At 33.1% G+C, this 13,101-nt stretch carries 11 protein-coding genes and 1 pseudogene; all 12 read left to right on the top strand.

What is annotated here, in order from left to right; translation table 11 throughout:
- Positions 1–388 precede the first annotated feature (388 nt).
- The 12 genes and pseudogenes from Q5Y73_RS21300 to Q5Y73_RS21245 all read left to right on the top strand — a co-directional run bounded on the left by Q5Y73_RS21300 (position 389) and on the right by Q5Y73_RS21245 (position 12,956).
- A complete protein-coding gene (locus tag Q5Y73_RS21300) occupies positions 389–682 on the top strand; it encodes a carboxymuconolactone decarboxylase family protein (protein ID WP_305993938.1) in 294 nt (97 codons plus the stop codon).
- A 12-nt stretch (positions 683–694) separates the two neighbouring features.
- Positions 695–1,915, top strand: coding sequence for an ATP-grasp domain-containing protein (locus Q5Y73_RS21295; RefSeq protein WP_305993937.1), 1,221 nt, complete (start codon positions 695–697; stop codon positions 1,913–1,915).
- A 55-nt stretch (positions 1,916–1,970) separates the two neighbouring features.
- Positions 1,971–2,975, top strand: a pseudogene (locus Q5Y73_RS21290) (Na/Pi cotransporter family protein); the annotation flags it as partial.
- A 445-nt stretch (positions 2,976–3,420) separates the two neighbouring features.
- Positions 3,421–4,695 carry an arsinothricin biosynthesis radical SAM protein ArsL gene (arsL, locus tag Q5Y73_RS21285; protein ID WP_305993936.1) on the top strand — a complete coding sequence of 425 codons (1,275 nt, stop codon included), beginning with the start codon at positions 3,421–3,423 and terminating at the stop codon, positions 4,693–4,695.
- A 61-nt stretch (positions 4,696–4,756) separates the two neighbouring features.
- Positions 4,757–5,860 (top strand): GTP-binding protein, encoded by a 1,104-nt coding sequence (locus Q5Y73_RS21280; RefSeq protein WP_305993935.1) that lies wholly within the window; start codon positions 4,757–4,759, stop codon positions 5,858–5,860.
- Positions 5,861–5,883: 23 nt separating this feature from the next.
- A complete protein-coding gene (vcpD, locus tag Q5Y73_RS21275; protein ID WP_305993934.1) occupies positions 5,884–6,258 on the top strand; it encodes an ArsD-related vicinal cysteine protein VcpD in 375 nt (124 codons plus the stop codon).
- Between the two features lie 204 nt (positions 6,259–6,462).
- A complete protein-coding gene (locus tag Q5Y73_RS21270) occupies positions 6,463–6,774 on the top strand; it encodes an ArsR/SmtB family transcription factor (protein WP_371320253.1) in 312 nt (103 codons plus the stop codon).
- Positions 6,775–7,527: 753 nt separating this feature from the next.
- On the top strand, positions 7,528–8,589 hold the full coding sequence (gene fni, locus Q5Y73_RS21265) for a type 2 isopentenyl-diphosphate Delta-isomerase (protein WP_305993932.1): 1,062 nt from the start codon (positions 7,528–7,530) through the stop codon (positions 8,587–8,589).
- Positions 8,586–9,365 (top strand): metal ABC transporter ATP-binding protein, encoded by a 780-nt coding sequence (locus tag Q5Y73_RS21260; protein ID WP_371320252.1) that lies wholly within the window; start codon positions 8,586–8,588, stop codon positions 9,363–9,365. Before fni ends, Q5Y73_RS21260 begins: the two co-directional genes overlap by 4 nt.
- A gap of 24 nt (positions 9,366–9,389) precedes the next feature.
- Positions 9,390–10,199: a metal ABC transporter permease gene (locus Q5Y73_RS21255; RefSeq protein WP_305993931.1), complete on the top strand. Its 810-nt coding sequence runs from the start codon at positions 9,390–9,392 to the stop codon at positions 10,197–10,199.
- Between the two features lie 14 nt (positions 10,200–10,213).
- A complete protein-coding gene (locus tag Q5Y73_RS21250; RefSeq protein ID WP_305993930.1) occupies positions 10,214–11,989 on the top strand; it encodes an ABC transporter ATP-binding protein in 1,776 nt (591 codons plus the stop codon).
- Positions 11,990–12,191: 202 nt separating this feature from the next.
- Positions 12,192–12,956, top strand: a complete 765-nt coding sequence (locus tag Q5Y73_RS21245; RefSeq protein WP_305993929.1) for a protein-glutamine gamma-glutamyltransferase — start codon at positions 12,192–12,194, stop codon at positions 12,954–12,956.
- Positions 12,957–13,101: the final 145 nt, after the last annotated feature.

Below are 13,101 nucleotides of genomic sequence, written 5' to 3'. Positions count from 1 at the left end.
GCATTTTTATTGTAAATTGAAACGATTGTATTATACAACTAATATTGAATAAAATATAATCAGCTATTAAATTAGCACGATTCTTTCGTTTGTGATGACCATGTATCACACACTTGTATTTTACAACTATGTATGAAATAAAAGAAAAAGAATTGTGTTTTAATTACTATTTGTAACATTTGATGTAACTGATTCTAGTTTGTTGTTGTTGAATTGATTGTAAAATACAACCATTGTAAAAGTCAACTGTTTTTTTGTATTTTATTTTTTTCTGTTTTTTATTGACAGTATATATAAAATAAAGTTAAGATGATATTAACATAATTGAACATTTAATATAAATATTAAAAAATGATTATTATTGTTAATGAAGAAGGGAGTAATATGGATGTTAGATTTAAGTAAAGAACTGTCAGGGGTTTTTAATCAATTTTATGAAAAAACGATTGAAGGTGAAAGTTTATCAGAGAAAGAGAAAGTAGTAGCAATCTTAACAGCAGCAACCATTTTAGGAGATAAGGATACTTTAAAGAATATTATTATATCGGCAAAGCAACTAGGGTTTACCAATGAACAGCTAGGGCAAATAAATGGGATTACTATAGCTGTAAGTGGACAGCATCTTAAAAATCAATTTCAAATTAAGGTGGAAAATAAACAAACAAATTCATGTTGTCAATAAAGGTGGGTATATATGAATAACAAGTATGTAATCTTAGTTAGTCCTAGTAGCAATGAAATAGAATTAGTAAGAAGATTGGGTTATAAGTCCATTCTTTTAAAAAAAGAAGTACTGTTTGATGAAATAATCAATGTTGATATCCCAATAGAGTTCAATTTGAATCATGAAGAAGAAGTTCTCAAAAAATGTGTTGAACTAAGTAATAAATACGAAATCATATCTGTCTTTACTCTTAATGAATATCGAATTCCTTTGGCGTCACTGATTAGTAAAACGCTAGGATTGAAAAATACTTTATCCTATGATGCAGCCCTAGTCTGCCGAAATAAAAAACTCACAAGAACAAAACTTGATCAATTAGATATCGGGAGAGTGAAGTATACATTATTAACTGAAACACACGAAGTAGAGGAAGGAATCAAAGGTTTCACATTTCCCTTAATTGTGAAACCTTCTAATGATGCTGGGAGTCGAAATGTCTATCTATGTAACAACATGGATGAAGTTACGACTGCTGTGACAACAATTCGAAGTGATAAGGTAAATTTCATTGAACAGCCAATTGATGAAATTCTAGTAGAGGAATTTATAGATGGACCAGAATATAGCGTAGAATCTTACACTTTGAATGGAATAACGAAGGTGATAGGGATTACTCAAAAAGAAGTAACTCCTTTTCCTTTAGCGATAGAAATAGGGCATAATTTTCCAGCCAAATTAAGCAGAGAAGTTGAAGAAGAAATAGTAAAACTCGTAATAAAAAGTTTAGAAGCTATAGGAGTTGATAACGCAGTCACGCATGCAGAAGTAAAATATACAAAAAATGGACCGAGACTTATAGAAGTTAATGCTCGCCCTGGTGGAGACCAAATCCCTGAATTAGTGCTCGCTGTTACAGGAATTGACTTAAGGGAAATCGCTTTTCGTATAAGTTTAGGAGAAGATATTGGAAAGGTGACAAAGAGTGATATTGTATCTACTTCAGCATCCATTCGATTTCTTACTGCAGATAAAGCAGGAGAGGTTTATTTTAATGAAAATATAAACACCACCTTAATAAAAAAACAAGAATGGTTTATTGAGAATGGGCAACAAGTGGAGAAAACTACGAATAATTATAATCGATTGGGTTTCTATATTACTCACAATGATGAAGAAAACTCTGCTTCTGAAATAGCTAATATTATAAATGAAAAATTAGGAGTTACCATTAAAGATCTTATTGTGAAATAAATGAAAAGCACTTTTAGAATAAAGTGACTATGTAAATGAAATGGAGAAAAATAGTATGGATATTGATATACAGAAATTAATATTTGAGTTTATAGGTGGTCTTGGAATATTTTTATTCGGGATTAAGTACATGGGTGATGGTTTGGAAGAATCAGCAGGAGACAGATTAAAGCATATTCTTGATAAATTTACAACAAACCCTGTTATAGGGGTGTTGGCGGGTTTCCTTGTAACCGTTTTAATACAAAGCAGCTCTGGAACAACTGTTTTAACCATCGGTTTTGTGAGTGCAGGTCTGATGACACTGAGGCAGTCCATAGGTGTCATCATGGGGGCAAATATTGGAACAACCGTTACATCTTTTATTATAGGCATTAAGTTATCTGCCTATGCTTTACCCATTATTGCAGGGGCAGCAGTCCTATTATTTTTCTTTAAAAATAAAAAAGTGCATAATCTAGGTCAAATCATGTTTGGATTTGGAGCCTTATTTTATGGTCTAGGTCTAATGTCAAGTGGTATGAAACCGCTACGTACATTAGAATGGTTTCAAGAACTAACCATTTCTTTGAGTGATAGCCCTATTTTAGGTGTATTTGTTGGAACTTTATTTACTTTAATTGTTCAAAGTTCAAGTGCTACGATTGGCGTATTGCAAGAATTGTTCGGTCAAGGCGCGATTAGCTTAGAAGCTGCTCTTCCTGTATTGTTCGGAGATAATATTGGAACAACGATTACAGCTGTTCTAGCTTCGATTGGAGCTTCTATTGCTGCAAAAAGAGCTGCATTAACTCATGTTATGTTTAATGTGATAGGAACCACATTCTTTATGTTATTTCTAGGTCTATACACTCCGCTTATTGCTAAACTTCAAATCTCTGCTAATCTAAATCCAGAAATGACTATCGCATTTGCACATGGTATGTTTAATTTCGTCAATATGCTTATTCTATTACCTTTCGTAGCAGTATTAGCCTGGATAGTAACCAAATTAATTCCTAATGATAATGAAATTCCTACATATACAAAAACACAATTGCATCCAATTCAGGTAAAAGAATAAAAGACATAATATCCATATAATTTAAATAAGTGGTAGAATCAAAAAACAAGCGAGTAATTAAACACTCGCTTGTTTTTTTTCTTAATTCTTTGATATGTTGACCTATCATTTTATTACTCCAAACTCCAATCTGGATATTTACCTTTATTTATGATCTGTTCCATGTAGTCAACATTATTAAACAAAAAAATAAAATATTTATTTTGTTTAATAATGTTGACTTTCCTATTTGTTTGATATATCATTAAACACAAGTTAACAAAATATATATTTAAATCATAAATGTTCAATTATGTTAAACAAATAAATGGAGGTAACGGAAAATGAAAGCTAAATTATTTAATCTATCGATTTTAAGTCTGGCAGTTATAGCAGTATTAGATCCTGTATGGCCAATCGTGAATGGTTAATATCGTAGTCAAATCATAAATGGAGGGATATTATGAATGTTCTATTAGTATCAACATTTGAAGGTGGATTCCAACCTACAACAATAGCAACTGCCGCCACATCTTTAATGAAAGAAGGGTTCAATGTATCTGTACTAGATACTTATGTAGACGGAATCATAGAAGATAAATTTCAAGGAAACGATTTAATCGCAATATCAGTACCATTATTCGATGCTGTTCATGCTGGTATAGAAATTGCCAAACTAGCAGCTAAAGTTAATCCTGAGGCACACATTACTTTCTTTGGACAACATGCAACTATTAATGCAACTAGATTAGCAGGAAAATATAGTGATTCGTGCATTTGTGGGGAATGGGAGTATCCATTAACTTTATTAACAAAACATCTAAATGGAGATATACAAGAAGATTTACCTGGTGTATTAAGTGGAGAACAAGCGATGAAAGGAAACAGTATTCATCCTTACATGTCACGTGATCATTTAGATGTACCATCCAGACACATCTTGCCACCTTTACATAAATATCCTCAAAAACAAATCAATCGTTTGTTAGGGTCTGAACAAATTGTTGGATCCACTGAAATTGCTCGTGGATGCCATCACAAGTGTTTATACTGTTCTGTTTTTGCGGCATATGATGGAAAAGTCATTTTAGTAAATGAAGAGATTGTCATTCAAGACGTTAAAAATTTAGTAGAAGGTGGTATGACGCACCTAACTTTTGTAGATGCTGATTTCTTTAATGCAAAATATCATGGAATTAAAATTTTAAGAAAACTTCATCAACAATTTCCTAATTTAACCTACGACTTCACAACAAGAGTAGATCATATTCTTGAAAATAAAGAAACTTTAGCAGAAATGAAACAGTTGGGGGTTAAGTTTATAACATCTGCATTAGAATTTCCTTCTAAAGAAGTTCTTGATGCAGTAGCCAAAGATACATCTATAGAAGATATTACAGAAGCAATCGCTTATTTAAGAGAAATCGATATTAAACTAAATCCTACATTTATTATGTTTAATCCTTGGACATCTTTAGATGATATTGTTACTTTTAGAACTTTTGTAGAAGACAATGCTCTAGGTGATTTAGTAGATCCAATTCAATATGAAACTCGGTTGTATTTATATAAAGGATCTCCATTGTTACACAAGGAATCTATTCAATCACTAGATTTAACTGAATATGAATTCCATTATGATTGGAAACATCCTGACCCTAAATTGGATGAATTATATTATGAAATGCTGACTCCACCTGAGGAGGGTATTTTTAAGAGATGTTGTTTAAAGTGTTAATGGAAATTGATTTCTAATGAAAGGTTTTTAATTTTAACATTAATTATAGGAGGAAACATACATGACAAGAGTGATTTTATTAGGAGGTTTTTTAGGCGCTGGTAAAACAACCACGATGATCAAATCTGCATTGAAATTAGAAGAACAAGGATATCGAGTAGGGATTGTTACAAATGATCAAGGCAAAGAATTAATTGATACAGAACTTGCTAAAACAAACGGGTTAAATGCCAAAGAAGTGACAGGAGGCTGCTTCTGTTGTCAGTTTGATGATCTTTATACACATTTAGATACGATTGCCAAAGAAGAACAACCAGACGTCATCATTGCAGAAGCTGTTGGTAGTTGTACTGACTTAGCAGCCACCGTCATTCAACCCTTAAAACAGTATTACTCAAAAGATTTTAAAACAGCACCGTTAACTATTATCGTTGATCCAGCCAGGTTATTACACGAACTAAACATGACAAATCAAACGACACCGATCTTCTCTCAGTCCGTTAGCTACATTTTTGAAAAACAGCTAGCAGAAGCCGATATTATTGTATTAAATAAATTAGATCGTTATTCTGAGAAAGAAGTAAATGATATATATAAGTATTTAGAAGATAGATACCCGCAAACCATGATTCAAACCATTTCAGCAGAAAGAGGAGATAACCTAGAGAAGTTAACAGAAACATGGTTAACTACAGATTTAGGGGGAGATAAAGTCCTTGATATCGATTATGATCTATATGCTGAAGGGGAAGCCCAATTAGCTTGGATGAATATTTTAGGTGATATAAAAGCATCAAACAATATAGATCCACATATATGGGCAGAAAATTTTTTGAAAATTTTAAATAATCACTTCATTAGAGAGAAGATGGCTATTGCTCATTTAAAAATTCATTTAGGGTTTGAAAATGGATTTGTAAAGGCTAGTATGGTTCATACTGGAGACCAACCCACATTTACTGAAAAAAATGTGAAGGAAGGAACCCATTTTAGAGTTGTCTTAAATATCCGAATTGAATCATCTCCAGCTCTTTTAAATCTTGCTGTAGCTGATGCTATTGCAAGTACTGACAAAATCTTGAAATCAAAATGGTCTGAGACATATAATGAGTGTTTTAGTCCTTTGCCACCAAAACCAGTACATCGACTTTATAAAGCAGTATAAAATTGAATTGGAGGAATTTTATTATGAGCCAAATGAACTTAATAGAGATTTTTCCTAGCATTTTAAACAATCAAGAGGATTGTTGTGCAGAAGAATCTAGTGAAAATTGTTGTGATGATAGTTATGATTTTTACGAAGAAAGTTTAGATTTAAAAGAAGAATTATCTGAATATATAAATGAAAATGTCAATATTCACTTATATAACTATAATCTTTTAATGGATAGAATCATAGCTAAAAAGAAATTAACGGATCTAATTCAAAAGCGAGGGTTTGTAAACATTAGTGGGGAGCATGTCTTAAAGTATGTGACTCCGGCTGTAGTGGTGAATGGGGACTTAATCAGCTTCTCTACAAAACCACAAATGGAATTGGTACTTAAACAATTTAATCACTAATCTATGAATTAAATCGATCCACTTTTACTCTCTCCCACTTTCGATTGAAGTGGGGGGGACAAAAAACCTCTTAAGCCATTTTGTATTCACCTGTTGTTTAGTGAAAATTCAAAACCAAATTATAATATGTATAATATTTGATTAAAGGATGCGCTGAAAATGAAACAAGAAATGAACTTACAACATGTGATATTTACACAAGGTATGGACTTAGATGATGTTTTATTGAATCAAGTTTTTGAAAAATATGAGGGGAAATTTAAAGCAATCGCAGATAAAAAGAGGATACGAATCATGAACATTATTACGAGAAAAGGTGAGATTAACGTATGTGAGTTAGCTCTTTTAATGAATATGGCACAGTCAAAGTTGTCTTATCATTTAAAAATATTATTAGATGCAAACCTAATTAACAGAGTTATTAAAGGCACTTCCAGTTATTACTCACTTAATCAAGATGAAGTAAATCATTTGTTATCATCAGAACTGTGTTGTTTATTTAGACCTACTTGGTAATCTTTTTTTACTGTTTTAATCAACCTTTTTTGATGTATCGATCGATAAAAATGGATTCATTAGAAACTACGATTTACAATCATTTAAACCATTTTAATTTAAAAGTAAGGAGAGGTTATTATGTTTAATGAATATGAAGTAGTAGTAAAACATGAAGAAATGGAAAGATGGATAAGTAATCATCAAAAGGTCAGTACTTTAAAAAGGGACAAGAAAAAATTATCCTTGAAATTTTTACAACTAGATACATTCCTTAATATAAAATCCTATTCCAACTCGTCTAAATCATCTTGCTGCCAACGTGCTTGTTGCGTTTAACATTTAAGTTTAAGCAATAATTAAAAAATTAACCATAAAAGGGATTACGAATTCACCAAGATGATCAAACGGAATGATATGGGGTAGCGTTAGGGAATTCGATTATCTTAACTTCGATGTGAGAACTATTGCAGTGTCAATAGTTCTCACATTATTTATATATATTTTTTTTGAATCAATGTACCACTTTTACTTCAACTCAATATGTATTTCATCACTTTCAATTATACATGGACATATTTTAATTGACATATAAAAATATGTCCATGTATAATTTTGATATTAAATAGTAATTGTTACGATTATGGATATATGAATAGCTTAAATGTTCAAATGTTCCCCTGATAAGTTATAATAAGACTTACAGATGATATTAATATCAGAGAGTGAATGGAGTATATTAAAATATATATAAACAAATAAAGGAAATTATAAATGAGAGAAAAAAGAAAGCTTGATCATTTGAAATTAGCTTTACAATCAAATACACAGAGCAATTCCTCCTCATTTGATGAGTTACATTTTGTACATCGCTCATTACCTGAGAAGAATGTTCAGGAGTCCACTTTATCTACAAAAATAGGGGGACAGCAATTGAACTCTCCTTTGATCATCAATGCGATGACGGGAGGTGCTTTTTCCACAGAAAAAGTGAATCATGATTTGGCTGTCATTGCTAGTGAGACTGGAATCGCTTTGGCAGTAGGTTCGCAAAAGGCGGCACTTAGAAATAAAGAATTAATTCGCACCTATCAAATTGTAAGGGAAGTAAATTCAAAAGGTCCTATATTTGCGAATTTAAGTGCAGACAGTCACGTAGAAGATGCAATGAATGCAATTGACATGATACAAGCGGATATGCTTCAATTGCATTTAAATATTCCACAGGAATTAGTAATGCCCGAAGGAGATCGAAACTTTAATGGGATTATTGATAAAATTCATCGTATTAAAGAAGCCGTTTCTGTTCCAGTTATAGTAAAAGAAGTGGGATTCGGGATGTGTCAGGAAACATATAAAGTCTTGAATGATATAGGAATTGAAATCATTGATGTTGGTGGTAAAGGCGGTACAAACTTTGTTTGGATTGAAAATGAACGAAGAGAAGCGAAAGATTTTGATTTTATAAAAAATTGGGGCCAGTCAGCTGCCCTTTCTTTGATTGAATCAAGTGCATACCAAGATAAAATTGATTTTATATCTTCTGGGGGGATTAGAAACCCACTTGATATGGTTAAAAGCTTCGCTTTAGGAGCTAAAGGCGTAGGATTGGCTTCCCCAATATTAGCTCTTTTAAAAGAGCATGGGATAGAAAAAACAATAGATCAAATTCATAATTGGCATGATCAATTAAAATCGATCTTAACCATGCTTGGTATTTCATGTATTGAAGATGTTATAGGCACACCTTTAATCATCGGCGGTACAACAAAAGAATGGTGTGAATGTAGGGATATTGATTATAAGGTATATGCTAAGAGAGGGTTAAGTGAATGATGATGACAGAACCAAGTAAATATAATCGTGACGCATGTCATGAATGTATCATTTCTATTGAAGATGTTTCCTTTTATTATGAAAATAAAACACCTGTCATCCAAAATTTAGATTTTAAAGTTTTAGAGAGAGATTTCGTGGGTTTGATTGGTTCCAATGGGGCAGGGAAATCCACTTTACTTAAAATGATTGCTGGGTTAATTAAACCTGTGCAAGGAGAAATTAAATTATTTGATCAACCGATCTCCGATTTTAAAGATTGGGAGCGCATTGGTTATGTGCCTCAAAAAAATGCAATGAACCCCTTTTTCCCTGCGACAGTAAAAGAAATTGTGCTTTCTGGATTATATGGTAAGAAAAAAATGTTTAAAAGAATTACAAAAAAGGAAATGCAGAAATGTGACGACTCACTTCAAGCACTTGGTATTGAGCAGCTAGCGAATCGTAGAATTGGAAACTTATCTGGAGGTCAGCAGCAGCGTGCTTTTTTAGCAAGGGCGTTAATCAATAATCCAGATTTGCTTATATTGGATGAACCTATGGTTGGTATTGATGCTGAGACACAAGAAAGCTTTTTTCATATGATTCGACATATGCACAGGCAGCATAATATAACCTTTTTAATGGTTTCTCATGATGTAGAGATGATGCATTCCTATTTAGGGACTGAACCTATACATACGGCTGGGAAATTAAAGTTTTATGTAAAACATTCACATGATTTTGAGGACTGCGTAGAAACGGATTTAACTCATTCATTAAAAGGTTTTTTTTGAAAATATGAATCGGAGGAACTTGTTTTGGATTTAGATATATTTTTATTTCCCTTTTTTCAGAAAACCTTATTCGTTGGTTTTTTGATTGGAATTATAGCACCATTAATTGGTGTTTTTATCGTATTAAGAAGATTGTCAATGATAGGGGATGCTCTATCACACGTTTCCATTGCAGGAGTTGCATTAGGTTTTATTATTGAGGTATATCCTCTTGCGTTAGGGATAGCGTTTGCTCTAATTGCTTCATTTGCTATAGAGAAACTGAGGAAGGCTTACCCAAGCTACGCAGAATTATCAATCGCCATAATCATGTCAGGAGGTATCGCCTTTGCCTCTGTTTTATTTACATCAGGTAAAGGTTTTAACATCAATGTGCAGGATTATTTGTTTGGAAGTATTGTTGCTCTAGATACAGCTGATATTTGGATTGTACTCACTGTAACTTTATTAGTGATTGCCTTTGTATTTATATCATATAAGGAATTGTTTTTAGTTACTTTAGATGAAGATGCAGCTAGTGTTAGCGGGCTTCCAACACGACTTTTTAATATATTGATTACAACTTTAACAGCACTAGTGATTAGTGTCATTATCAAAATAGTAGGTGCATTGTTAGTATCAGCCTTGATTACCATTCCTGTTGCATGCAGCTTAGTCATCGCCAAAAGCTTTCGACATACGATGTGGATGGCTGTTATTTTTTCAGAGATTGCGGTCATGGGTGGATTAATGGTGGCAGGGATTTGGAATTTTGCACCAGGTGGAACAGTTGTGTTATTATCTATTGCACTTTTAATGCTTTCATTTTTATTTTCACGAAGTAAGGCTTCATAGAAGGGAGGAACGTGATGAGCCCATTTAAAACATACTTTCAATTTGTAAAACCTTATTGGAAACTAATATTAATTACCGTAATGATAGGGGTTGTGAAATTTGGCATCCCTTTAACTTTGCCTTTAATGATGCAGTATGTCATTGATGATTTGCTTACAAATGAAACGATTGCTGATAGCGAAAAGGTGTCTAAGCTCATTTATTTACTTATTGGTGCACTTATCTTATTCATTATTATTAGATGGCCTATAGAATATTTAAGACAATACTTTGCACAGCTTACTACAAGTCGTATATTGTTCGATATCCGTAATCGTTTATTTGATCATATTCAAAAATTATCGATTCGTTTTTATCAAAATCGCAAGGTAGGAGAAATCATCTCTCGTTTTATTAACGATGTAGAGCAAACCAAAAGCATTGTTGAAGTCGGTTTGATGAATATTTGGTTGGATTTGTTTACTCTGACTATCGCATTAGGGTTTATGTTTTATTTAAATCCAGTACTAGCTTTTATTGCGATCTCTATTTTTCCTTTGTATGCAATCTCAGTAAAAATATTGTATAAACGTTTGAAACAGTTAACAAAGGACCGTTCACAGGCGTTAGCCGAAATGCAAGCTTATTTACATGAGAGAATTCAAGGTATACCTGTCATTAGAAGTTTTACACTAGAGAAGGTTGAACAAGACAGGTTTGGTAAGAGGAACAGTGTCTATTTAGAGAAAGCTTTGAAACAAACTAGGTGGAATGCTTTAACTCATTCAGTCATTAACACTTTGACTGACATCGCCCCTCTCCTTGTAATTGGTTATGGTGGTTATCAAGTGATTCAAGAGAATTTAACTTTAGGTGCTTTTGTTGCATTTTTTGGATATTTAAATTTATTGTACAGCCCATTACGTCGATTGGTAAATTCATCCACTGTATTAACACAAGCTGCAGCTTCATTAGAAAGAATGGTTGAATTTATGGAGGAACCATATGATATTGTTGATGCTCCTCATGCGTATCCTCTTAAAAAAGTAAAAGGAGATATTGACTTTGACCATGTTTCCTTTAGTTATTTAAAAGAAGGGGAACCTGTTCTAAAAGATATTCAATTTTCCATAAAATCTGGAGAAACAGTGGCTCTAGTAGGGATGAGTGGTGGAGGAAAATCCTCCCTTGTAGGATTGATCCCACGTTTTTTTGACATAGATCAAGGGGTTATTCGTATAGATGGGCATGACATAACAAATATACTAACAAAGAGTCTACGTGAAAATATTGGCATGGTGCTTCAAGATAACATTTTGTTTAGTGGGTCAGTTCGTGAAAATATTTTATTTGGAAAATCTAGTGCTACTGAAGAGGAGATCATAAGAGCTGCTGAAGCTGCAAATGCACATGATTTTGTCATGGAACTGCCTGATGGATACGATACTGAGATTGGAGAACGTGGAGTGAAGCTATCAGGTGGGCAAAAACAGCGTATTGCCATTGCAAGGGTATTCCTTAAGGATCCGCAAATATTAATTTTGGATGAAGCAACCTCTGCACTTGATTTGGAATCAGAAGCTTTAATTCAAAAGTCGTTAGATCGACTAGCGAAAGATCGAACAACCGTAATTGTTGCTCATCGGCTCTCCACAATCACACATGCTGATAAAATTGTGTACATGGAAGATGGTCAAATTAAAGAAATGGGCACTCATCAGCAGTTGATGAATTTAAATGGTGGTTACACAAGACTATACAGTGTGCAAAATTTGACCTCTGATGCTCCAGTGAAAACCACGAATATGTAACAGTAAATTAGTGAAAGCATGCTATTGAACTGCATCCAAATTGTTAGACACAATTTGGATGCAGTTTTTTTCTTTTGACTTAATAAAAAGCGTTCCTTTAATAAGGGGCTGAGAAATATCAATGTCATTGTAGTGGAACCTCCTCAATAAATTTTCATAAGCTGTTATATAGGCAAATGTATAGAGAGGAGAAGGGACTAGCATGATTGAAATGTATGGTCGTATCGTAACATTACCACAGCTAGAGTCTCAAATGGTATTAAACGAATTTGAGAGAAAAGTTCTATATCAGATGTTGAACAGTGAGGCAATTTATTATTATTCCTCTCCAAATCAATTGAAATTTGAATTGGAAATGAGACAAAATATTGTTCAAGCAGCCCAATTATTAAACGACAGTGATGCATCATTTTCCACTTTTAAATACGCGAGATCTAATCCGAGATATTGGTATACAGAAAGGAACGGAGCATTTAAACTTCTTCCAGGTGTAAGACCTTCAGATGCTATTAATGATATTTTTGCAAATGGTTCTGAATATGCATTTGAGTGTGCAACTGGTATGGTTATCATATTGTATAAAGCGGTTTTGCACTCTCTGGGAGAAAAGAGATTTAATTATTTATTTCAAGATTTATATTTATGGGCATGGCAATATGATAAAGATCTTAACTTAGAAACGACAAGAAGGTATGACTATTTCCCGGGTGATATTTTATATTTCGACAATCCTGATGTGGATCCAAGTACTCCTTATTGGCAGGGAGAAAATGCGGTTTATATGGGGAATGGTTTATATTTTGGTCACGGTATTGGAATTGAAACGAGAGAAGGAATGATAGAGGTTCTGAATTCATTCCGTTATCCAGGGGCTATGCAATCAGCCTTTTTATTAGAGCAAGCGACCCGACCAAATTTCAAAAAGTTATATGAATACACGTTTATGTATACACCGCAATATATGTAACTTGTCTTATCTGAATCAAAACGGCTTATCACTTTGGACGAAGTACAATCTCCGCATTTGCACAAAAAATGAAAGATGGTTAAATACCCAGTCCACAAACGTCTATCCGCAATAAACTATTAGGGAAGACACTTCAAATAAACCG

The sequence above is a fragment of the Chengkuizengella axinellae genome, from assembly GCF_030730905.1.
Taxonomy (GTDB): Bacteria; Bacillota; Bacilli; order Paenibacillales; family KCTC-33759; genus Chengkuizengella; species Chengkuizengella axinellae.
The sequence above is the reverse complement of the archived record's forward strand: the minus strand, read 5'-3'. Positions and strand labels throughout refer to the sequence as shown.